21 protein-coding genes and 2 tRNA genes are annotated in these 22,262 nt (G+C 69.7%); 7 read left to right on the top strand and 16 right to left on the bottom strand.

Going from position 1 to position 22,262, the window contains the following annotated elements; genetic code table 11:
• Positions 1-13 precede the first annotated feature (13 nt).
• From VFV19_01195 to VFV19_01185, 3 genes are all read right to left on the bottom strand, one after another.
• Positions 14-697 carry a PilZ domain-containing protein gene (locus tag VFV19_01195; GenBank protein ID HEX4822905.1) on the bottom strand — a complete coding sequence of 228 codons (684 nt, stop codon included), beginning with the start codon at positions 695-697 and terminating at the stop codon, positions 14-16.
• A gap of 8 nt (positions 698-705) precedes the next feature.
• Entirely contained in the window at positions 706-2,355 is a 1,650-nt protein-coding gene (locus VFV19_01190; protein ID HEX4822904.1) for a hypothetical protein, read from the bottom strand.
• A gap of 84 nt (positions 2,356-2,439) precedes the next feature.
• Positions 2,440-3,420, bottom strand: a complete 981-nt coding sequence (locus tag VFV19_01185) for a hypothetical protein (GenBank protein ID HEX4822903.1) — start codon at positions 3,418-3,420, stop codon at positions 2,440-2,442.
• A 42-nt stretch (positions 3,421-3,462) separates the two neighbouring features.
• On the opposite strand from VFV19_01185, the gene VFV19_01180 reads away from it, so the two are divergent.
• A complete protein-coding gene (locus VFV19_01180; protein ID HEX4822902.1) occupies positions 3,463-3,855 on the top strand; it encodes a hypothetical protein in 393 nt (130 codons plus the stop codon).
• Here the strand turns inward: VFV19_01180 and VFV19_01175 are convergent.
• Positions 3,852-4,601, bottom strand: coding sequence for a glycosyltransferase family 2 protein (locus VFV19_01175; protein HEX4822901.1), 750 nt, complete (start codon positions 4,599-4,601; stop codon positions 3,852-3,854). The two genes, VFV19_01180 and VFV19_01175, sit on opposite strands and share 4 nt — an antisense overlap.
• A 29-nt stretch (positions 4,602-4,630) precedes the next feature.
• Here VFV19_01175 and VFV19_01170 point away from each other — a divergent pair, with 29 nt between their 5' ends.
• Genes VFV19_01170 through VFV19_01160 form a run of 3 tightly spaced genes read left to right on the top strand, consistent with a single transcriptional unit; the run spans position 4,631 to position 8,783 of the window.
• On the top strand, positions 4,631-4,999 hold the full coding sequence (locus tag VFV19_01170; GenBank protein HEX4822900.1) for an MGMT family protein: 369 nt from the start codon (positions 4,631-4,633) through the stop codon (positions 4,997-4,999).
• Between the two features lie 59 nt (positions 5,000-5,058).
• Positions 5,059-5,847 carry a GGDEF domain-containing protein gene (locus VFV19_01165; GenBank protein HEX4822899.1) on the top strand — a complete coding sequence of 263 codons (789 nt, stop codon included), beginning with the start codon at positions 5,059-5,061 and terminating at the stop codon, positions 5,845-5,847.
• A 29-nt stretch (positions 5,848-5,876) separates the two neighbouring features.
• On the top strand, positions 5,877-8,783 hold the full coding sequence (locus VFV19_01160) for a DEAD/DEAH box helicase (protein HEX4822898.1): 2,907 nt from the start codon (positions 5,877-5,879) through the stop codon (positions 8,781-8,783).
• Positions 8,784-8,878: 95 nt separating this feature from the next.
• Here VFV19_01160 and VFV19_01155 read toward each other — a convergent pair whose 3' ends face one another.
• From VFV19_01155 to VFV19_01135, 5 genes are all read right to left on the bottom strand, one after another.
• Complete coding sequence (locus VFV19_01155) at positions 8,879-9,664, bottom strand: hypothetical protein (protein HEX4822897.1); 786 nt, start codon at positions 9,662-9,664, stop codon at positions 8,879-8,881.
• A 52-nt stretch (positions 9,665-9,716) separates the two neighbouring features.
• Positions 9,717-10,856, bottom strand: coding sequence for a hypothetical protein (locus VFV19_01150; GenBank protein ID HEX4822896.1), 1,140 nt, complete (start codon positions 10,854-10,856; stop codon positions 9,717-9,719).
• An 8-nt stretch (positions 10,857-10,864) separates the two neighbouring features.
• Positions 10,865-12,427: a thioredoxin domain-containing protein gene (locus VFV19_01145; GenBank protein HEX4822895.1), complete on the bottom strand. Its 1,563-nt coding sequence runs from the start codon at positions 12,425-12,427 to the stop codon at positions 10,865-10,867.
• Positions 12,428-12,451: 24 nt separating this feature from the next.
• A complete protein-coding gene (locus VFV19_01140; protein HEX4822894.1) occupies positions 12,452-13,378 on the bottom strand; it encodes a thioredoxin domain-containing protein in 927 nt (308 codons plus the stop codon).
• Between the two features lie 100 nt (positions 13,379-13,478).
• The gene (locus tag VFV19_01135) at positions 13,479-13,886 is read right to left on the bottom strand and encodes a hypothetical protein (protein HEX4822893.1); all 408 of its coding nucleotides are present in this window, start codon (positions 13,884-13,886) and stop codon (positions 13,479-13,481) included.
• A 95-nt stretch (positions 13,887-13,981) separates the two neighbouring features.
• Between VFV19_01135 and VFV19_01130 the strand changes: the two genes are divergently transcribed.
• Entirely contained in the window at positions 13,982-14,650 is a 669-nt protein-coding gene (locus VFV19_01130) for an ABATE domain-containing protein (protein ID HEX4822892.1), read from the top strand.
• A 13-nt stretch (positions 14,651-14,663) separates the two neighbouring features.
• On the opposite strand, the gene VFV19_01125 is transcribed toward VFV19_01130, so the two are convergent.
• Together VFV19_01125 and VFV19_01120 are read right to left on the bottom strand one after the other, a co-directional pair.
• Positions 14,664-14,740, bottom strand: a tRNA-Asp gene (locus tag VFV19_01125).
• Positions 14,741-14,802: 62 nt separating this feature from the next.
• Positions 14,803-14,878, bottom strand: a tRNA-Val gene (locus VFV19_01120).
• A gap of 92 nt (positions 14,879-14,970) precedes the next feature.
• On the opposite strand from VFV19_01120, the gene VFV19_01115 reads away from it, so the two are divergent.
• Together VFV19_01115 and VFV19_01110 are read left to right on the top strand one after the other, a co-directional pair.
• Positions 14,971-15,612 (top strand): outer membrane beta-barrel protein, encoded by a 642-nt coding sequence (locus VFV19_01115; protein ID HEX4822891.1) that lies wholly within the window; start codon positions 14,971-14,973, stop codon positions 15,610-15,612.
• A gap of 23 nt (positions 15,613-15,635) precedes the next feature.
• Positions 15,636-16,382: a carboxypeptidase-like regulatory domain-containing protein gene (locus VFV19_01110; protein ID HEX4822890.1), complete on the top strand. Its 747-nt coding sequence runs from the start codon at positions 15,636-15,638 to the stop codon at positions 16,380-16,382.
• Here VFV19_01110 and VFV19_01105 read toward each other — a convergent pair whose 3' ends face one another.
• The 5 genes from VFV19_01105 to VFV19_01085 are packed head-to-tail and all read right to left on the bottom strand — an operon-like array spanning position 16,383 to position 22,260.
• Complete coding sequence (locus VFV19_01105) at positions 16,383-17,561, bottom strand: VWA domain-containing protein (GenBank protein HEX4822889.1); 1,179 nt, start codon at positions 17,559-17,561, stop codon at positions 16,383-16,385.
• Complete coding sequence (locus tag VFV19_01100; protein HEX4822888.1) at positions 17,558-19,006, bottom strand: tetratricopeptide repeat protein; 1,449 nt, start codon at positions 19,004-19,006, stop codon at positions 17,558-17,560. The genes VFV19_01105 and VFV19_01100 overlap by 4 nt, the downstream gene beginning before the upstream one ends.
• 16 nt (positions 19,007-19,022) lie before the next feature.
• Positions 19,023-19,760 (bottom strand): ABC transporter ATP-binding protein, encoded by a 738-nt coding sequence (locus VFV19_01095; GenBank protein ID HEX4822887.1) that lies wholly within the window; start codon positions 19,758-19,760, stop codon positions 19,023-19,025.
• Between the two features lie 7 nt (positions 19,761-19,767).
• A complete protein-coding gene (locus VFV19_01090) occupies positions 19,768-21,018 on the bottom strand; it encodes an ABC transporter permease (protein ID HEX4822886.1) in 1,251 nt (416 codons plus the stop codon).
• 12 nt (positions 21,019-21,030) lie between these two features.
• Positions 21,031-22,260 carry an ABC transporter permease gene (locus VFV19_01085; GenBank protein HEX4822885.1) on the bottom strand — a complete coding sequence of 410 codons (1,230 nt, stop codon included), beginning with the start codon at positions 22,258-22,260 and terminating at the stop codon, positions 21,031-21,033.
• Positions 22,261-22,262: the final 2 nt, after the last annotated feature.

The raw sequence follows: 22,262 nt of genomic DNA, 5'->3' as shown, positions 1-22,262 counted from the left end.
GACTACCGACTTCCTACGGCAGTTCCCTGACGAACTCCCGATACGCCTCCGGCGGCGCCAGGAGCTGGACCCCCATGCCGACGGGACGCCCGAGCACGATGCGCTCGCGACTCCAGATGACCTCGCCCTTGAGGCCGACCGGCCCCGTCTCGAGATCGACGAGGACGCGCAGGGCGACACCCGAGTCGAGCGGCGCCAGCGTCGCGACGAACATCCCGCTCTCCGAGACGTTGCCGGTCATCGCGGTGAAGAGGCTCGGGCCGGAGCCGAATCGGATCGGGAGCGAACGCTGCTTGCGGCGCGCAGGGCCGACGTTCGCGAGCGCGCGTGCCTCCGCGCGGATCCGTCCGACGGTCGGGCCGTCGAGCGCGTCGCGCCGGCGGTACCCGCGCGCCTTGATGTGCCCCTCGACGAATCCGACGGCCCGAGCCTCTGCGTCCTGAGGCGACGCCCCGACGAACTTCAGCGTGCGGCTACCGCCGGGAATCGTCCACAGGATGTTCGGATAGGTGACGATGCGCGCGCGCCAGCGATCGGTCGACGGCGCGACGAGCACCCCGTACGCCTCGATCCCGTGCGGCGTCTCGACCGCGACGCGCCACCCGTGACGCTCCGGGCCGGTCGCGCGGAGATCGCCGGGGCAATCGCCAGGCTTCTCATGATCGGAGCCGCAAGCCGGGCACCAGAAGGCCGCCATCGTCCCCCTCAAATCCGACGGCGGCGGATTGTAACGCCCGGCAGGGCGAGGAGGACGACGAGAACGCCGAGGCCGGCGGCGCTCGCCTCGTCGCACCGACGGCGGAGCGGCGTCTCGGTCCAGCTCGCTTCGACACGCCAGGTCCCGGGTGGGATCGAGACCGCGATCCGTCCCGCGCGGTCCGCGCCGTGCGCGACCTCCTCCGGTCGCCAGCCGGGAGGGGCAGCGAGCGTCAGCTCCCACCCCGGGAAGTCGTGCAGTTCGAGCGCGACGATCGCGCCCTCCGGCGACGTCGCATCGAGCGTCCACCGCGACGCGGTCCGCGCGACGATCGAGGTGTCGAGCTGACCGCCGCGCACCTCGACGTCGGCCCGCGGGCCCGGGATCGGCGCGGGGGTTCCCGCCGCGACCGTTCGCGGCAGGCCGGCGTCGGCGGGACGCGGACGGCCTGCGACGAAGCGCACCTGCTCGGGCGTGAGATCGCGCTCGTGCAAGGTCGCCACCGGCGGATCGCCGGTGAGCATCGAGCGGACCGGAACGGCGGAGAACGGCAGCGCGAGTGCCACGAGCAGTCCCGCGATGGCGGGCGGCCCGCGCTCCGCGATGCGCTCGTCGAGCGTGGCGGCGGCGATCGCGGCGGCGCCGGCGACGACCTGGCCGGCTGCGAGAAGGCCCAGGAGCGGGTTGCGGTGAGCGATCGCGAACGCCGCCGTCACCGCGGCCGGGACCGAGGAGAGCGCGAGGAGCAGGAGTCGAAGCGGCGCCGTGGCGGCGGCCACCGCTGCGATCACGGCGACCAGCACGAGCGGCCGCACGGGATCGACGGCGAAGGCGAGCGCGAGACCGGCGACGCCGAGCGCCGCGAGGGCGCGCTCGCGCCCCCGTCCGCCGGCGAGGCCGGTGGCGAGGAGCGCCACGGGAACGGACGCGAGCTTCACGAGCGCCCACGCGCCGAACGGGGAGGGCGCGCGGACCGCATCGACGAGGTCTCGCTCGGCCCACGCCGGTCCCCACTGGAAGATCGCGACGAGCGCACCGAGCGCGACCCCCGCGGCGATGCGCCCTGGGGCCCTGAGCACGACGGCGTAGACGGCGAGGAGCGGCAGGACGGCGCACGCCGTCGTGGCATCGGCGACGATGAGCGCTGCGAAAGCGAGGCCGAGCCAAGGAATGCCGCGGCGCGCTCCGAGGAGGACGAGCGGGACGAGCGCATACGCGACGGCGAGCGCGGGATCGCCGAGCACGTGAACGATCGCCGCGGCGACCGGCGCGGCACCGTAAGCGGCCGCTCCGACCGCCGCCGCGGGAAGCGGCACGTGGGTCTTCAGCCATGCGAGCATCGCCAGCGCGGCGAGCGCGAGGGCGGCGAGCACGACGATCTTCGTCGCGACGATGACGCCGAGCCCCGTGAGGTGGAGGAGCGCGATCGCGTAGAACGCGAGCGGCGACGCATACAGGAAGACCGGCAATCCGCGGCCCGAGGCCAGGTCCGGCAGCCAGCGTACGGGGATCTGCCCGTCGTGGAGCGCCGCGCCGGCCTGCGCCGCCTCGACCGCAGCGCCCGCGCCGTCGCGGGTGTGGTAGCTCCACGGCAGGAGGAGCGGCCATCCCACCGCCATCGCGGCGGCGAGGAGCATCGGCACGATCCAGCGGGTCACGCGCCGGGATGCTAGCAGGGGAAGAAGAGGGGACAGCTTCCGAAACTCGTCATCCAGAGTTTCGGAAGCTGTCCCCTCTTCGAGCTAGAAGGTCTTCGAGAAGCCCGCGACGACGCCGACGGTGGGGGCGAGCTGCGCCTCGTTAACGTGCTCGTAGACGGGAACCTGCACGTAACCGTAGAACGAGAGGTTCTCGGCCGCGATGCGGATCCGGCCGCCGGGTGTCAGGTAGGCGTACAGGTGGCCGGTCGAGGGGACGCCGTTGCCGCCGAAGTCGTCGCGGCCGGTCTTCTGGAGGTTCGCCTGGATCGAGAGATCGCCGCGGCCGACCGCGAACCGTGCGCCGCCGGAGACCGCGATCTCGTCTCCCATCCGGTACTCGAGCGGGTTCCTCCCGCTGAGCTTGTAGAGGCCCGAGACGAACCCCTCGGTGCGGAGGCTCTCACTCTTGCGCGTCCACGCAACCTCGGCGATGCCGTCCCATGCGCCCGTTCCCGGCTGCATTCCGGGCTCGGTGATCGCGCCTTCGTCGTCGCGGAGCTGATAGTTGCCGGTCGGCGCCTTGATCGAGAAGGTGCCGAAGAGCGCGCGCCCGGGCTTCGCGATGAACGCGTAGCGCGCGCCGAAGCGGACGTCGCCGAAGCCGCGCGTGCCCGCGTTCGGGACGAACGCCTCGTCGGGGGTGCCGACGCCGTCCCAGTGCTGGTGCTCCTTGTCCTGCCAGAGAGGGATCTGTCCGAGGACGCTCCAGTGGGGCGAGACGCCGTACTGGACGTCGAGCTCCATGACCGACGACGCCGTGGTCGACTCGCGGTGGTCGTTCGGCACGATCGTGCCGTTCTCGAAGTCGACCATCGGCGTCAGGACCTCGTCGGTCGATCCCGATCCCTCCCGCTTCCGGTCCTGATCGAGGTACCGGAAGCTGACATCGACCGTGATCGTGCCCGAAGCGACGACACCGTCCGACGACGTCGTGACGCAAGGGCACGACGCGGTGCCGCACGAGGCGTGGGCCGCGACGGCGAGGCACAGGGCGCAAGCGCCGACGACGACGTGACGAATCATGAGCCGGCCATCCTACCAGCGGCGCGCACTACAATCGAACGCGTGCGCGACGAGCCGCCGATCTTCTGGATCTACCCCATCGTCGGGGGGATCATCGCGGAAGGGGTCACGATCGCGATCATCGCGCTCGTCGTGGCCGCCACGGGGCACGGCGGCGGGGGAAGCCTCGACCCGGTGGCGGAGCGGATCGGCGCCCTCGTCGCCGCGACCGCCGGATCGCTCCTCTGTTACCTCATGGGATGGTGGGCGGCGCGCCGGGTGGGGTGGCGCTTCGAGATCCACGGGACGCTCGTCGGCGTCTCCGCGTCGGTGCTCACCGTGCTCGGCATCGCCTTCGGTCCGCGGGGACAGATCCCGTACTACGTCGTCGCGCTCATCATGAAGATCGTCGCGGGGGGCGCAGGCGGCCGCATGGCCGCACGCATGGCCGGTTAAGGGCGCGGGAACCGGGCGTCGCGCGTGAGGCCCCAAGCGGCGAGCCGGTAAGCCGCGGCGGTTCCCACACAGCCGAAACCGTAGCGCACGCTGCGAGCGAAGTTGATCGACGAAGCTTCGGGGAAGTACTTCGTCGGGCAGCTCACCTCGCCGATCCGGAAGCCTCTCCACAAGATCTCGGCGAGCACCTGGTTGTCGAAGACGAAGTCGTTCGAGTTCGCCTCGAGCGGGAGCGCCTCGAGCACCTCGCGCGCGTAGGCCCGGTAGCCGGTGTGGTACTCGGAGAGCTTCGCGCCGAAGAGGATGTTCTCCCCGAGCGTGAGGACACGGTTCGCCAGGTACTTGTAGCGCGGCATGCCGCCGCTCCGCGCGCGGCCGCCGAGGATGCGCGAGCCGAGCATGACGTCGTGGACGCCGAAGGCGATCGGTCCGACGAGCGCCGGCAGGAGCTTCGGGGTGTACTGGTAGTCCGGGTGCACCATGACGACGACGTCGGCCCCCTCCTCGAGCGCCGCGCGGTAGCAGGTCTTCTGGTTGGCGCCGTAGCCGAGGTTGACGTCGTGGACGAGCACCGTCGTCCGCGGGAGCTGGCGCGCCCGATCGACGGTGTCGTCGCGGCTGGCGTCGTCGACGACGATGACGTGGTCGACGAACTCGTGCTCGAGCACCTCCTCGTGCGTGCGCGCGAGCGTCCGCGCGGCGTTGTAGGCCGGCATCACGACGACGACCCGCTTTCCGTGCATCATGGGCGCGGGATCGTAGCAGGAGTCGACGCATGAGATTGCACGGCGACGTCGAGGGCAAGGCGCAGAGGAGCTTCGCGCGCGTGTGGGCGCTGTGCCGGCGGATCCCCAAGGGACGCGTCATGACGTACGGCCAGATCTCGACGCTCGTCGCCGGCCGCCTCTCGCCGCGGGCGGTCGGGTGGGCGATGCACGGCTGTCCGGAGGGGGTGCCCTGGCACCGCGTGGTCAACGCCCAGGGCGGCCTCTCCACCGAGCGCATGCCCGACGTCCCGCCGGGGCTCCAGCGGGCGCTCCTGACGGCCGAAGGGGTGCGTTTCAAGCGGAACGGGACCCTGGACCTCGATCGTTACCGCTTCACGCCGCCCGCGCGGAGGCGCACGCCGCGGCGCCTCACTTGACGGCTCGCCCCCGGACGCCATCTTTCACCGAGGGGTTCGCAATGCCGAGGAGCGCGCCGATGGCGGAAGAGCCCAAGTCGATGGTGCGGATCGCGTCGTTTCTCGCCGCGGGCCTCTTGCCATGCCTGGGCGCGCTCATCGTCTCGCCGACCCGGGGGATCGCCGTCGCCGCGGCGGGGGCGTCGATCATGGCGATCGGCTTTGTGGTCTGGACGCAGCGCCTCGCCTCCGAGCTGGGCCAGCTCCGCCAGCGCGACAGCGCGCTCCGCAACGACGTCTCCGCCCTCGAGGAGAAGGTGCAGGCCCAAACGCGCGAGCTGCGCGACGTGCGCACCAACGACGAGGTCACCGGCACGCTGAATCGCGGCTCGTTCCTCCGCCGTCTCGACGAGACGATCGCTCGCGACGGACGGCTCGGCAAGCCGGTCACCTTCCTGCTCGTCGACGTGCAGGGGTTCCGCGCGATCAACAACGAGCAGGGCCGTCTCGGCGGCGACGCCGCGCTCAAGGCGCTCGCGGCGGCGATCCAGGGCGCGACGCGGGGCACCGACGTCGTCGGGCGCTTCGGCGGCGACGAGTTCGGCATCGTGCTCGGCGAGTGCGAGGACCCGCGCCCGGCCGTCAATCGCCTCTTCCTCGCCCTCCAGGCGCAGAACGCCGTCACGGGCGCGACCCAGATCCACGTCGGGGTCGGGGCGGTGACGGTCGAGAACCCGGCCGGCGGCGTCGAGACGGCCGAGCTGTTCCGCCTTGCCGAAGGGGCGCTCGCCTCCGTGCGCGGGCACGCGGGCAGCCTCTGCGCCCGGCGGACGCTCAAGAACGACGTCTCGTCCGCCGCGACCGCCTGACCCTTCCGCGACCCGGTATCCTCGTCCGGGTGCCCTCCGTCTTCGAGTCGGTCAGGAAGGCGAGCTCTCCGCAGGTCTGGTCGCGGGGGATCGAGCTCGTGCGCGCGAACGCCGTGGCCGGCGAGCGGAGAGACGGCGACGAGGTCGTCGTCCGCGTGGCGACGAAGGGTGGGATGATCGCCCGCAACGTCACCCTCTTCCTCGACGACGGGCAGTGGGAATGCACCTGCGGGGCCGCGGTCTGCGAGCACGCCGCCGCCGCCGCGATCGCCTGGAAGCGCGCGGCCGACGAAGGTCACGATCTCGAGACGGCGAAGGACCGCATGGGGACGGTCGCCTACCGCTTCACACGCGAGACCGGCGGGCTCGGCCTCGAGCGCGGGATCGTCGTAGCGGGGACGTTCCACCCGTTCGAGGCGACTCTCGCCGCGCTCTCGTCCGGGCGGGTCCCGGCGCCGGCGTTCACCGCGCGCCAGGAAGATCTGGCGGCGGAGCTGGCGCTCGGCACCCACCGCCGCGGCGCGATTCCGCGGGCGTCGGTCGCCAAGGTTCTCCGCGCGCTCCAGGGGTCGGCCGCGGTGACCCTGGATGACGAGCCGGCGACGACCGCCGCGACCCCGGTGGGGCCGCGGATCGTGGTCGAGGACCAGGGCGAGGGCTTCCGGGTCGCGCTCACCGACGACCCGGAGGTCGACGAGATCTTCGCGAACGGCATCGCGCGCTGCGGGCGCACCCTGAGGCCCGCGGTCGAGGCGAAGCTCACCGGTCGGGAGATGCACGAACTCGGGGGCGGCCGGCACTTCGGCCCGTCGTCGTGGAACGAGCTGGTCACCGAGCTGCTCCCGTCGCTGCGCGGGAGGATCCCGATCGACCTCAAGACGGAGCGGCTGCCCGGCACCGAGCGGATCGCGCCCCGGATCGCGATCGACGTGCGGCGCGACGGCGCGACGCTCCACGTTCTCGCGACCCTCGTCTACGGCGATCCGCCACAGGCGCGGGTCGACGGCGGCCGCCTCGTTCACCTCCAGGGCCCCGTCCCGCTCCGCGACGAGGGGGCGGAGGCACGCGAGGTGCGGCGCCTCGGCGGCCGGTTGGGGCTCACTCCCGGGATCCCGTCGGATTTCACGGGCGCCGCCGCCGTCGCATTCACGGCGAAGCTGTCTCACTGGCCGGGCGAGGTCCGTGGCGCAGGCCGGGAGCACTTCACGCTCGCGCCGCCGCTCGTGCCCCGCGTGACGATCCGGGACGACGGCGGCGTCGACGTTCTCTTCGCCGGCGACGCTCCGGCAGGAGGGCGGCGCGGCACCGCGAGCGCCGCGTCGGTCCTCGCGGCCTTCCGCGCGGGGGAGTCGCTCGTGGCGCTCGACGCCGGCGGCTATGCGCCGCTCCCCGTCGACTGGCTGTCGCGCTTCGGACCGAGGATCGCCGATCTTCTCGCCGCGCGCGACGAGTCGGGAACGGTTCCGCGCGCGCTCCTCGGCGACGTCGCGCGCCTCGCGGCCGACCTCGATCAGCCGGTTCCCGCGGCCCTTCGCGGTCTCGAGGCGCTCGTTTCGGGATTCGAGGAGCTGCCGGAGCCGTCGCTTCCGGCCGATCTCGCTGCGACCCTTCGTCCGTACCAGAAGCGCGGCGTGTCGTGGCTCACGTTCCTGAGGCGCGCGGAGCTGGGCGCGCTCCTCGCCGACGACATGGGGCTCGGGAAGACGCTCCAAGCGCTGTGCGCGACCTACGGGCGGACCCTGGTCGTGGCGCCGACGAGCGTCGTCCACAACTGGTCGGACGAGATCGCGCGGTTCCGGCCGGGGCTCGTCGCGCGGGTGTACCACGGGGCGAAACGCGAGCTCGACGACGCGGCCGACGTCACGATCACGAGCTACGCGCTCCTCCGTCGCGACGAGCAAGATCTCGCGCAGAAACCGTGGGACACGCTCATCCTCGACGAGGCGCAGGCGATCAAGAACCCCGAGAGCCAGGTCGCGCAGGCCGCGTTCCGCCTGCCGGCGCGGTGGCGCGTCACCCTCTCGGGAACGCCGGTCGAGAACCGTCTCGACGAGCTGTGGAGCCAGATGCACTTCCTGAACCGCGGCCTCCTCGGCGGCCGCCGCGATTTCCAGGAGCGGTACGCGCGGCCGATCGAGACCGCGGTCGAAGGATCGGCGGCGCGATTGCGGGAGCGGATCCGGCCGTTCGTCCTCCGCCGACTCAAGGAGGACGTCGCCCCCGAGCTGCCGCCGCGGACCGACGCGATCCTCTACTGCGCGCTCGCTCCCGAGGAGCGCGAGGTGTACGACGCGGTGCGCGCGGCGACGAAGAACGAGGTCGTCGCCAAGCTGCGCGAGGGCGGGAGCGTGCTCGCGGCGCTCGAGGCGCTCCTCAGGCTCCGCCAGGCGGCGTGCCACACCGCGCTCGTCCCCGGGCAGACGGCGCACAGCTCGGCGAAGGTCGAGCGCCTGCGGGAGAGCCTCGAGACCGTCGTCGCCGAGAGGCACAAGGCGCTCGTCTTCTCCCAGTGGACGGGGCTCCTCGACCTCATCGAGCCGCATCTTCGCGCCGCGTCGGTCGCCTTCACGCGCCTCGACGGATCGACCGCCGACCGGGCGGGAGTCGTGGCGCGCTTCCAGGCGGAGGACGGGCCACCGGTCATGCTGATCTCCCTCAAGGCCGGCGGCACCGGGCTCAACCTGACTGCCGCCGATCACGTCTTCCTCATGGACCCTTGGTGGAATCCGGCGGTCGAGGACCAGGCCGCCGATCGCGCGCACCGCATCGGCCAGGACCGGCCGGTGCTCGTCTATCGTCTCGTCGCCGAGGACACGGTCGAGGAACGGATGCTCGCGCTGCAGGAGTCGAAGCGCGCCGTCGCCGATGCTGCGCTTGGCGAGGCCGCGGCGGCGGCGTCGCTCACCCGCGACGATCTCTTGGCTCTCTTGGAGTAGCGAAGAGGTCTCGATTCCCGCGTACCACCGGCGGTACGTTTTGTGCCACTGGTGGGACGCGGGATTTCCTAGTCCTTCGGAAGGAAAGAGTCCAGCTACCGCCCGCGATAAGGGTCGGGGGCGAAGCCGGCGTCGGAGAAGCCGTGCGCGCGCTCGCGTCGCGCGAGCGAATCGTCGGACTTTGGAATGACACCCAACCGCACGAGCGCGTCGCGGTACTCGTAGCGGAGCGAGACGACCGAGGTGGGGGAATCCTCTTCGTCGAACTCGATGCTGCGCACCTGGTGGTCGACTTGGCCGCCGATGCCGGTGGCGGCGAGGGCATCGCTCTTCGCCGAAGGCGGAGCCGCCATTTCGCGCGCGCTTCCACCGGCGGCATCGCGCTCGCACGGCGCGTCCTTCTGCTTCTTCTCGATCTCGCGCATCGGCTGCGGCTCGAAGTGCGGGCGCTCGCGGAAGAAAGCGGCGCTGATGACGCCGAGGTCGTCGGTGCGTCCGAGCCACGATCCGTAAGAGCGCTCCTCCGTGGTGAAGAAGAATCTGCGCGCGGTGCCCGAGCTCGTCTGCCATCCCGGCAGCACGATCGACTCCCACGGACCGAGCACCCACTTCTGCGCATCGTGGGCCGAGGTGTGCTTGGCATCGATCACGTTCAAGCCGTCGACCGAGAGCGCGACGGCGATGCGACCGCCCGTGCGGTTGGTCAGGCGGATCTCGTACGGGCGGCCCTTCAGCGCCTCGATGTAAGAGCGCCCGTCGTGACCGTAGACGGAGACCGGCCGGCCGTCGACGAGGATGTCGAGCCCGAACGCGTCGGCGTGTGCGGCGCGTGCGACGAGAAAGAAGGTGAAGGCGGCGGCGAGGATCAGGGGGCGTCTCATGGCGAGGACCTCCGGGCCGGGGGATCATCCGGCCTCGCCCCATGAGACCGGGTCAGGCCGGGGAAGTTCCCGCCGCCGTGAGCTCGCGGTCGACGTCGTTTTCGGAAGCCGGAAACGGCCGACCGAGCGACTCGGCGCGCCGCCGCGCGGTCCTCGTCAGGTGGAACCGGAGGGGGCCCAGGAAGGTGAAATCGGTCGTCGTCTGGAGGCGCGGGTCGTCCTTCTCGTCGGGGAACTGCACGGCGAGCGCCCCGACGCGGCGGTCGTACCACTCGCGGTCGATCTCCCCGCGGTCGAGCTTGCGCCGGAGCATCCCCATCAGGTTCGCGCGGTCGATGATCTCGGGGTGATGGTTGACGCCGAAGACGCGTGGCATGCGCGACGACGCGTCGCGCGCGACCTCCATCATCGTCATCGCCTCGCCGGGCGGCCCGCCGATGCCGAGCGTCTCGGTGCCGACGACGGTGACGCTGCGGCCGGCGTCGTGCCGCGGGATCAGATCGTAGAGGCGGCTGTCGAGCACCTTGAGCCGTCCTCCCGCCGGGAGCTGGCGGGCGAAGGCTGCGAAGAGCGGATGCGCGCGCGCGCCGTCCGTGAGCAGGTTCTCGCGCACCCCTTCGCTCTTCCCGCCCTTCTCATCGCCGCGCGCGACGGCGTCGGCGACGCCGAGCCAGCGGCACATCAGGCCGAACGTGTGGCAGACCGAGAGGAGCGCAGCGTCGGGGCGGGACACGATCGCGTCGAAGAGGCGGAAGAGCGGGGCCTCCCACGCCGGGTCCTCGGCGACGCCCTGCGACCTCGTGTCGCGGCCGTCGTTCAAGCGCGGGTCGAGGTGTCCCGGGCCGCCGGTCCCCACGAAGATCTCGAACCGGTCGTCGCCCGGGGCCGGCATGCGGAGCGAGCGGCGGACGTCGAACGAGATCGCGCGGACGCGCAGGCCAGCTTGAACGAGCGCCGGCGCGATCGCGCACGCCGCGTCCTGGAAGGCGGAGAAGACCCCCTCGTGGCCGACGTTCGGCCAGCCGTGGTTCATGTCGAGGATCGCGACGTCCAGGACCCCGAGCTCGGCGGGCGGCAATACCTCGCCCGGGCCGAGACGCAGGCGCTCGAAGACCCCGGTCGTGAGGGCGGCGCAGTCGGCGGGGCAGTACGCCACGCCGTGAGCGCGGCGGTGCTCGCAGAACGTCGGCATCGGCGAGGCTACTTCTTCGCCTTCGCGATCTCCTCGTCGATCACCTTCTTGAACGACTCGATGGGCTGCGCGCCCGACAGGAACCGCCCGTTGACGAAGGTCGAAGGCGTTCCCGTCGCGCCCACGTCCATCGCCTGCTTCGTGTCGGCGGCGATCATCGACTGGTACGCGTGGGTATCGAGGTCCTTCGTGAACTTGTCGACGTCGAGGTTGATCGCCTTCGCGATCTCGATGACCTTGTCGCGCGAGAGCCCGGGCTGGGCGGCGTCGACGTAAAGCTTCTCCGCCATCGGGAGGAACTTGCCCTGGGCGTTGGCCGCCATCGCGGCCTCCGCCGCGATCATCGCGTTCGGGTGCATCGGAAGGGGATGCATCTTGTAGACGACGCGGACGTCGTTCGGGTAATCCTTCGCGAGCTGCTCGATCGTCGGCGCGACGCGCACGCAGAACGGGCACTGGTAGTCGAAGAAGTGCAGGATGGTGACCTTCGCGTTCGAGGGCCCACGCGACGGGCTGTTGCCGGCCGCGAGGTCGTAGACCTTGTTGGGATCGGGGCCCTGCGAGCCCGGCTGCTTGACCTGCGTCTCCGCGACGTTCTTCCCGGTCTTGAAGTCGGGACGCTTGCCGCTCTTCGCCCAGCCGATCTCCTCGTCGATGACTTCCTTGAAGGAGCCGAACGGCTTCGCGCCGTTGACGTACCGGCCGTTGATGAACGTCGCCGGCGTGCCGTTCGCGCCGATGCCGTCGGCCTCGTTCCCCTGCGCGGTGATCTTGGCCTCGTAGACCTTGCCGTCGATGTCCTTGGTGAACTTGTCGACGTCGAGGCCGATCTCCTTCGCATACTGGATGAACGTGTCGCGATTGAGCTGCTGCTGATTCTGGAAGAGCTTCTTGTTCATCTCGAAGAACTTGCCCTGCGCCGCGGCGGCCATGGCGGCCTCGGCGGCGGGCATCGCGTTCGGATGCATCGAGAGGGGGTGCATCTTGTAGACGAGGCGGACCTCTTTCGGGTACGTCTGGACGATCTGCTCGAGCGTCGGCACGACGCGGAGGCAGAACGGGCACTGGTAGTCGAAGTAGTGGACGACCGTGACCGGCGCCTTCGCGGGGCCGATCGCGGGCGCGTCGCCGGGCGGCATGTCGAACTGGACGAACTTCGTCGGAGGCGTCAGCACGTTCTTGACGATCTCGTCCTTGCTCTTGCCCTGTTTGACGAGATCGATGACCTGCTGGCCGAGCGCCTTGCTGCGCCCGCACTTCGCGTCCTTGACGCGGCACTCGGCGACCTTCATCCCGCAGCCGCAATCGCAGCCGTTGTCGTTCAGGATGTCCGTCGCCGACTTCTTCTGGCCGTCGTTCAGGCCGCCGAAGTCGAGGCTGTCCATCTTCTCGGGCGGGAACGGGCCCGTCTGCGCGGCGGCCGCTGCCGCCGCCGCGGGGGCGGCCGCCGGTGCCGCGGCCGCGGCCGGCTTGGGCTGCACGGCGGGCGCGTCGGCGGTGAGCGCGAGGGTCGCGCCGAGCGCGACCGCGAAGAGGGAAGCGACGATCCAACGATACGGGGGAGTCTTCATACGTCCTCTCGGGGGATGACGAACCTAGGGCGTGGCCGCGGCCGCCGAGGCGTCGGTGTCCGCGTCCGATTTGTGGGATTTCTTCTTCTTGTCCTTCTTGTGCTTCTTCGACGATTCAGGCGCCGCCGCTTCGGGGGCGGACGCGGGTGCCGGCGCGGCCGCGCTGGCGACGAGCGGCTTGCCGGCGAGCACGCGATCGAGGTACAGGTCGAGCTTGTCGGGCTCGGTGATGAGCGTCTTCGCGCGCTCACGGGCGACGTCGGCCGACGGCGTGCCGTCGCCCTCGACGCGGCGCGCTTCGCCGAGCTCGCGCTCGACGTCGCCGCGGAACGAGAGCCAGCTTCCCCAGCCGACGTGGAGCTTGCCGTTGATCATGAGCGCCGGCGTTCCGACCGCGCCGAGCTTCTCGGCGACGGCGCTCTCGGCGGTCACGCGCTCGCGCAGCGCCGGGTCGGCGCAGTCCTCGCGGAAGCGCGACACGTCGAGGCCCGCCTGCTCCGCGTAGCGCTCGAGGCTCGCCTGATCGAGCGCGTTTTGATTCCGGAAGAGCAGATCGTGATACGCCCAGAACTGGCCCTGGCGCTGCGCCGCGAGCGAGGCGATCGCCGCGGGCATCGCCATCGTGTGCGTCGTGAGCGCGTGCTGCCAGAACTCGACGCGCACGTCGCCCGGGAACTCTTCGGCGATCTGCTGCGTCGCGTCCGCGGACCGCTTGCACACGGGGCACTGGAAATCGCTGAAGACGACCACCACGACGCGAGCCGGGTCGGGGCCGAGCGCCGGGGGCAGGGAAGCGTCCGTACGCGCGACGACCTGACCGCTGACCGTGCGCACCGGGCTGTCGGCCGCGTTCGACGAGATCGGCTTCGGCGGCTCGCTCGACTGCGCGGCAGCGATGCCGGCGGCCAGCACGGCGCCGAGCGCGCACGCCGCGACCTTCGGTTGAAACATCCGAATGCTCCCTCCGCTCACGAGACATGTGAACGTACAGTGATTCTTACCGAGAGGGAGCAAAAACGCGAACGGCCGGCCGTCGGCCGGCCGTTCGCACTCAGTGCGTGGCCACCGGACCGGCGATGCCGGCGTCGGCCTTTTCGGGGACGGCCGGATTGAAGTCGAGCGAAACGCGCGAATCGCCGAAAACGATCTTCACGAGCCGGTCGGCGCCTCCGGCCTCGGGGCGGAAGTGAAGGGCGTTGCCGGGGTAGATGACCTCGCCGAGACCCACGTGGACCGGCGCGGTCGCCACCGGCCGCTTGCCCTGGAAAAGGGTCGCCGTCGTCAGATCCGACGCGATCTCGACCCGGTAGGTCCCCGGCGGCACGATGGCAGCACCGACCGTCGCGGTGCGGTCGAGCTTGATCTCCTCGCGTTTCGGCGCGGGGGCGGCATAAGCGCGTCCGGCCAGGAGCGGCAGGGTGGCAATGAGAAGGGTGGCGGTCGTGATCGAACGGCTCATGACGTCTCCTTCGGTGTTTAACCGTCTAATGTGTGTTTGACGGTTATGAATCTACCGTGGCCGATCTAACCTGTCAAGAGGTATATTGGGGTTATATGAGCGCCGAGGGACACACTGTGGTCGATCCTGCCGACACGAAGGCCGACGGCTACGCGTTCCATCTGGACGGCGACAACGTCGCCCTCGACTTCGCCAACACCGTGAGCAGGCGGAAGGCCGTGGGCGAGACCCGGGACAACCTCGACCGCTACGGCCGTCTCGTCTCGTGGGCCGAGGCGGCGCGATTGATGACCGCGCATGAAGGCGCGAGCCATCGCAAGCGGGCGAGCGAGCAGCCACGCGCGGCCGTGACGGCGCTTCGCAGGGCGGCCGCGGTCCGTGAAGCGATCTTCTCGATCTTTTCGGCGATCGCTCGCGAGAAGGCGATACCCGTGGAAGCGCTCTCGACCCTCGACGAGGCCCTCCCGTCGGCCTTCGCGTCGCCGCGAATCGTGCGGGACGGGGAAACCTTTACCGTGCGGTTCGCGAGCGACGAGAACGACCTCGCCGCCGCAGTCATCGCGCCGGTGGTCCGAGGCGCGCTTGACCTCCTGACTTCCGAAGCCAAGGTTCGGGTCCGCGAATGCAACTCAACGACCTGCGCATGGCTCTTCCTCGACCGGAGCAAGAACGGGTCGCGCCGCTGGTGCGACATGAAGATCTGCGGCAACCGCGCGAAGGCGCGGCGCCACTACGCGAAAGGGAAAGCGACGCCCGAAGGGTGAGCGTCAGAAGGTGTGGCGGAGCCGACGGGGCTCGAACCCGCGACCTCCGGAGTGACAGTCCGGTGTGCTAACCAACTGCACTACGGCTCCGTGCCTGGAAAAACCCGTGGATCATAGCAGAGGCCTCCGCCGAATCAAATCGCCGCCCCCGCTGGTGGGCGGTGCCGGACTCGAACCGACGACTTCCTGCGTGTAAAGCAGGCGCTCTACCGGCTGAGCTAACCGCCCAAGCGACAAGGTTACTGCAGATGCGAGTGTTGACGGCCGCACTTAATCTGCTTGCGGAACGAATCCACGGATGGTCAAAGGAGCTCAGCACGATGCGTCACTCCATCATGCCCACGCTGCTCGTCGCGGGGGGACTCGTCCTGACGGTCCCCCTCGCGCTCGCGGACGACGATACGACGACCACGACGGACAACACCGCGGAGCATCACGAGAAGGCGAACAACGCCCTCCGCATCGGCGCCGCCTGGGTCGTCCCGAACGGTGACACGACGATCCACCAGAACCAGGTCGACCAGGCCCACATCACGGCGGACAACGCCACGGGCTTCTTCATCGACTGGGAAGGCCGGATCATGCCGTGGCTCGGGATCGACGTCGAAGGGCTCTACGCGAAGCCCAAGTTCCACGCCTTCCCGGTCACGGGCATCGAGACGGTCGAGTCGACCAAGACGTACACGGGAAGCGTCGGGATCAATTTCCACGTCTTCTCGCGCGCACGGGTCGATCTCTACCTCGGCCCCTACCTCGCCTACACCTTCTTCGGGAACGTTTTCAATGACGCCTTCGGTTACGGGGGGCTCCTCGGCCTCGACATCGGGCTCACCAAGAAGGGCCTGATCCTCACCGGATCGGTGCGCTACACGCACACCGATGCCGACTTCAAGGACGTCAACGGGGCGACCTATCCCTACGACCCGCTGGTCTATCAGTTGGGACTCGGCTGGAGGTTCTAGACGCGGACCCGCATAATCGGCGCATGAGCGCCGGTTCCGCGGTTCCCAGAACGCTGAGCATCCTTTTCATCTGGTCGTGGCTCGTAGCGGGCGGGGCAGCCGATGCGGTCGCTCCGGCCACACCGGCGACCCCGACCACCCCGGCGCACCCGGCGGGCCAGATCCGCGGGGCCATCTCGTACGGCCGCCACTTCCCCTCGGTCGGCGCCGTCGTGCTCATGCGGCCCGAGAAAGCCTCGTCGCCGCTCTACGCCGCGACGACCGGCGCCACCGGCGCCTTCGGATTCGACGGCGTGCCCGACGGCACTTACCGCGCCGAGGTGCGTCGCGAGGGCTACGTCACCCAGGTGAAGACCGGCATCATCGTGCGCGCTCCATTCCGCGCCGTCGTCGAGGTCGTTCTCGCTCCGGGCGCCGCCTCGATCGCCCCGGCCGACGCCGCCGACGGCGACGCCGGCCTGGCAGGCCACGTGCGCATCTCCGGCGGCGCGCCGATCGCCGAGGTCCACGCGCGCCTCGTCCGCCCCGACGCCGAAGACGACCCGAAGCTCGCGCTCACCGACGCGAGCGGCGGCTTCGTCTTCCCCGGGCTCAAGGCCGGACGATGGCGCATCGAGCTTCAGGGCGCGGGACTGCTCCCGCTGCGCGCGGACCTCGATCTGTCGGGGGACGTCGTGCTGGAAGCGGCGCTCGCACAGCAACCGGCGAACTATCAACCTCCTGCGGAGGATCTGATCGTTCCGGAAGAAGCGGTACCGCCGAAGAACTAGCTACTTCTTTTTCTTGCCCGGCTCGAGCAGCGTTCCCGGCGGCGGCGACCCCTTCACGGCGAAGTAACCGCGCCGCGCGCGCACCGACCAATCCGGATTCGTCGCCTTGACCTCGACCTTGATGAAGCGGCCGTCCCAGGTCTTGTTGTTCGTCGAGTACGAGATGTAGTACTGGCGCCGCAGCTCCTCGGCGATTTTCTGGTAGACCTCGTTGAGATCCTTCGCCTTGCCGACGAAGAACGGACGCCCGCCGGTCATGTCGGAGAATTCCTTGAGGACGCTCTTCTTCGCGTCGCCGAGGCCGATCGCGTAAATCAGGACGTTTTGCGCCTTCGCCTCCTCGAGGACACGCGCGTAGCCGAACTGGCTCGAGGTGTCGTCGCCGTCGGTCAAGAGGACGATCGCCTTCCGTCCTTCGATGCCGGCGAGCTTGCGGAACGCCGCGTGGATCGCGTCGTAGAGCGCGGTCGAGCCGAGCGCTTCGGTCGACGTCACCGACTCCTTGAGCGCGACCTGGTCGGACGTCAGGTCCTGGAGCAGGAAGACCTTGTCGTCGAAATCGATGACGAGCGCGCGGTCCTGCGCGCGCAGCGTTCCGACGAACTGCGCCGCCGCCTCGTGGACCTCCGGCATCGAATCGCGCATCGACCCGGAGCTGTCGAGGACGATCGCCATCGTGATCGGCCGGTCCTCGAGGGTGAACTCCTGGATCGTCTGCTGCGTGCCGTCTTCGAAGACCTTGAAGCTCGACTTGTCCAGCTCGCCGACGAGGCGGTCCGACTTGTCGGTGACCGTGACCCAGAGGATGACGCGGTTCACCTCCTCGAACGACTCGACCATGATCTTGCGGGTCACGACGACGTCCGAGACCGAGAACCCTTCGCGGTGGTAGGCGACGGCGCGGATGACCCAGGCCTTGCTCTCCTCACCGAAGTCGTAGACGCACTCGTACGGCGGCTCGCGGTCGACGAAGATGACCTTGTCCTTGACGAGGAACTCGACGCGGTCGATGTCCCCGGGATCGTCGGCCTTGACTTCGGCGTGGATCTTCGTCTTGCCGACGACGAAGTCGTTCTCCGGCGGCGAGGTGATGTGGATCGAGAACCCTTTGCGCTGCGCCGCGTCCTGCGCAAACGCGGCGGAGGCGATCAGGAGCAAAGCGGCGAGGATCCTCTTCATCGCTTGCCCAGCTGCTCGAGAACGCGCTTGACCTGTTCGGACCCATCGCCCGTCGGATGCGCGGCGAGGAACGCCTGATAGGCGGCGGTGGCGGCCGCGGTGTCCCCGAGGCGGAGGAGCGCATTCGCGCGGTACATCTGAGCTTGCGCGTTCGCCGGGTCGATCGCTAGCGCGCGATCGTAGGCTTCCTTGGCGTGGGCGTCGTCGCCGAGGCGGGCGAGCGCGGCGCCCGCGTTCACCTCGAGATCGGCGCTCGGTGCGGCCTGGGCGAGCCGCGCGTAGGCGGCGTGGGCGTCCTTGAAGCGGCCGGCGCGGAAGAGGTAGTAGGCGCGCCGCTCGCTCGGCGCGTCCGGCGCCTCGGCCGCGATCATGAGATCGGCGGCGCGGTCCCAGTGCTCGCGCCCCGCCTCGACCTCGGCGAGCGCGAGCTTGTCGGCCCACGTCGCCTCCGGTGAGGCGACTTTCGCCTCGAGCGCACCCGCCTTCTCGGACTCCGCGACGATCGCCGCGCGTTTGGCGGTGAGGTCGTTCTTTGTCCGGTGGTCGAGGCGGGAGTCGGCGAGCGCCGTGTCGAGGTCTCCGATGGCTCCCGGATAGTCGCCGCGACGGCGCGCGAGCTCGGCGAGACCCGCCCACGCCCTCGGCTGCGCCGGGTCGATCGCGATCGCCTCCCTGAAGGCGGCCTCGGCGCCGGTTGTGACCCCCATGCGCAGGAGGACCTCGCCGAGCGTCGCGTGATGCTCCGGATTCTTCGGCTCGAGGTCGATCGCCTTCCTGATCGTCGCGACCGCCTCGTTCGTGAAGCCGAGCATCCCGTAGGCGGTCGCGAGCCGGTTGAGCGCGGGGGTGTAGTCCGGCCGCACGGACACCGCCTCGATGAGGAGCTTCACGGCGTCGTCGAGACGGTTCTGGCGGAGGTAGAGGTCGCCGAGGTCCATGTACGCCTGCGCGTACCCCTTGTCGCTCGCGATCGCACGCGTGAACATCGCGATCGCCTTGTCGTCGTCGGCCTGCGCCTGCGCCACGCGTCCTTGGCCGTCGAGCGCCGGCGCGTACTCGGCACGGAGCTTCAAGGCGCGGGCGTAGTAGGGGCTTCCCTCGTCGGCGTCGCCCTGGGCGAGCCAGGCGTCGGCCATGGAGACGTTGGCCTGGAGATGGCTCGGGTCGAGATCGAGCGCGACCCGGTAGCTCTCGACCGCTTCGGAGTAACGCCGGTCGCCCGCGAGCGCCAAGCCGAGGAAATAGTGGGCGCGGAAAGAGTTCAGGCTCATCGTCGCGGCCTGCTGGAGCGGAGGGATCGCGTCACGGAAGGCGCCGCGGTTGTAGGCGGCCACCCCCTCGTTCAGGAGCCGGAAGGCATCCTTCCGGACCTGATTGGCCGTCCCGGCGAGGGCGGCCGGGGAGAGGAGAGCCGCGATCAGGACAGGGGCGAGGCTCCGTCGCACACCGGCAGTCTAACGGCTAGGCGGCGGTGTCGCGAACGATTGCGCCGTCCCGGATCTCGACGACGCGGCCCGCTCGGCGCGCGAGCGCCTGGTCGTGGGTGATCACGATGAGGGTCCGGCCCTGATGCCACAGCTCCTCGAAGAGCGACATGACGTCGCCGCCCGAGGAGGTATCGAGGTTCCCCGTCGGCTCGTCGGCGAGCACGATGTCCGGGTTCATCGCGAGGGCGCGCGCGACGGCGACGCGCTGCATCTGCCCGCCCGAAAGCTCGGTGGGGCGATGCTCCATGCGCTCGGAGAGGCCGACCTTGTCCAGGAGCGCGCGGACGCGCTCCTTCCGCTCCTTGCGCGCGACGCCGCCGAACATGAGCGGCATCTCGACGTTCTCGAAGGCGGTGATCTGCGGAAGCAGGTTGAAGTTCTGGAAGACGAACCCGACCCGCTCGTTGCGGATCCTGGCGAGCTCGTTCTTGTCGAGCCCGGCGACCTCTTTGCCGCGGAGCAGGTAGGTCCCGCCGCTCGGCGTGTCGAGGCAGCCGACGAGGTTCATGAGGGTCGACTTCCCGGAGCCGGACGGGCCGACGATCGCGACGAACTCGCCCGTGCCGATGCGGAGATCGACGCCCTTGAGCGCCTCGACGCGCACCTTGCCGGTGTCGTAGACCTTGCGGATCCCGGCCATCGCGATGACGTCGGCGGCGGGCGTCGCGGCCGGCGAGAGGGAGGAGTCGGGGCGGACCAGGCTCAGGTTCATCGCGTCCTCACTCGTAGCGCAGGGTCTGCGCGGGATCGATTCTCGCGGCGCGGCGCGCGGGGAAGTAGGCGGCGACGAGGCCGATCGTCCCGAGGATCGCCGCAGAGATCACCCCGACGGCGGGGGAGAGCGTCGGCTTGCCGAGGAACTGGAGCGCCTCGTTGTTCATCGGCACGAAGCCGAGCGCGATGATGATCGACGTCGCGACGAGGAGGCCGAGCAGGCCTCCGACGACCGTGTAGGCGAATCCCTCGAGGAGCAGCGGCCCCGTGATCCACGAGGCGCGCGCGCCGAGCGCCATCTTCACGCCGATCTCGCGCGTCCTCTCCTTGATGGTCGCGTACATGATGTTCGCGACGCCGACGCCGCCGATCATGAGCGTCAGGCCCCCGATGATCCCGAGGAACATCTGGATGCCGAGGAGGATGTTCCCCATGACCTTCTGGCCCTCGACCGTGTCCCAGTTGCGGATCGCCCGGTCGTCGTCGGGATCGAAGGTGTACTTCGCCGCCATCGTCTTGCGGAGATCGGCGAGGGCGGTCTTCATCATCTTCGGATCGGAGGCGCGCACGACCATGTTCGACAGGTACTTCTTGCCGATCTGCGCCTGGAACGCCGTGGTCGGGATCACCGCGTGGTTCTTGTCCGGACCGCCGTACGTCCCCATCTGGAGGCGCTTCTCGAGCACGCCGATCACCGTATACGGCACCGTGTTGATGAGGAGCTCCTTCCCGACCGGATCCGAGTCGCCGAAGATGTCGTGGGCGAGCTCGTCGCCGAGGAAGACGACCCGGCGCCTGAGCTCGACGTCGTCGTCGTTGATGAACCGGCCGCCCGGCTTCGGCACGTGGTTCCTGAGATCGCCGTAGGCGACGTCGGTCCCGACGAGCTGCGCGTTGACCGTCTTCTTCCCGTAGGTGAAGTTGGCGCTCCAGGTGACGAATTCGCCGATCGCGCCGTTCAGGAGCGGCACGCGCTCCTTGATGAGCGCGACGTCCTCGGGAAGGAAGCGGATCGAGCGCCCGGGAGGAAGCCCTTGCCACGCCTTCGTGGTCTCGGAGGGCCAGATCACCGCGATGCTGGTTCCCATCCCGCGGTTGGCGGTGGAGATCTGGTTCTTCAGCCCCTGCCCGAACGCGAGCAGCAGGAGGAGCGCCACCGACCCCCACGCGATCGACGCAATCGTCAGAACGGCGCGCTTGCGCTGGAGCCGCGAGGACGCGAGGAAGAGATTGAAGATGACCGACGCGCCGCGCATGCCGGTCTCCTCCTAGAGCTTCATCGCGACGACGGGGTCGAGCCGCGCCGCGTCGCGAGCCGGGAAGTAGCCGGCGAGGAGACCGATCGTCCCGAGCAGGCCCGCCGTGATCGCGGCGATGAACGGTGAGACGACCGGATCGCCGACGTAGTCCGTGAACCCGAGGGCGGGAAACGCAGCGCAGATGCCGAACGTGATGCCGAGCCCGATCGCGCCCCCGATCCCGGTGATGAGGAGGGTCTCGAGCAGGAACTGGAGCAGGATCGATCCCGGCCGAGCGCCGAGCGCCATCTTGATGCCGATCTCGCGTGTCCGCTCCTCGACGACGACGTTCATGATGTTCGACACGCCGATCCCGCCGACGACGAGCGTGAGCGAGCCGACGATCCCGAGGAAGCTGCTGAACGCAATTCCGAACGTGTCGAGAAACTTGAAATTGTCGGTCGTATCCCAGATCCCGATCGCCTCTTTGTCCTTCGGGTCGAACCGGTGCTTTCCGGCGGCGATCTCGAGGACCTGGGCCTTCAGCGCTTCGGTCTGATTCGCCTTCTTCGCCTTGAAGAGGAACTCGTCGACGTACTTGGCGCCCGTGAGCGCCCGCATCGTCGTGCCGGGGATGAAGACGTTGTCCTTGTCGCGCCCGCTGTAGCTCGAGTCCTGGGGCTTCTTGACCATCACGCCGATGACGAGGAACGGCGAGCCGTTCAGGCGGATCGTTTTCCCGACCGGGTCGGTCGGGCCGAAGACCGTCTCGGCGAGATCGTTCCCGAGGAACGCGACGCGCCGCCGGCCGTCCCAGTCGGGCCGATTGATCCAGCGCCCGCCGTCCTTCGGCACGATCGTCCGCATCGACGCGAACACGGGGGTGACGCCGTGGACGTCGACCGCCATCGCCTTCTTTTCGTAGATCAGCTTGAACGAGCTCTCGTATTCGCTCGACAGCGCGTCGAGGTTGTCCGCCTTCAGGCGGATCAGCTCCATGTCGTCTTCGTCGAGCTGAATCTGGCGTCCCTTCCCAAGCCCCTCGAACGTCAGGGAGGTCCGCGAGGGCCACGCGATGCAGATGTTCTCGCCGAGGCCGGCCGACGCCTTGTACATCTGCTTGTGCAGCCCCTGGCCGAACGCGAGCAGCATGCTCACCGCCGCCGTGCCCCACACGATCCCGAAGGTCGTCATGAAGGTGCGCATCTTCTGCGACCGGAGATCGCGGAGGAGCTGGCGGAGCTGGAGCCAGAACGCCACGG

The sequence above is a fragment of the Candidatus Polarisedimenticolaceae bacterium genome, from assembly GCA_036275915.1.
GTDB lineage: Bacteria > Acidobacteriota > Polarisedimenticolia > Polarisedimenticolales > DASRJG01 > DASRJG01.
The sequence above is the reverse complement of the archived record's forward strand: the minus strand, read 5'-3'. Positions and strand labels throughout refer to the sequence as shown.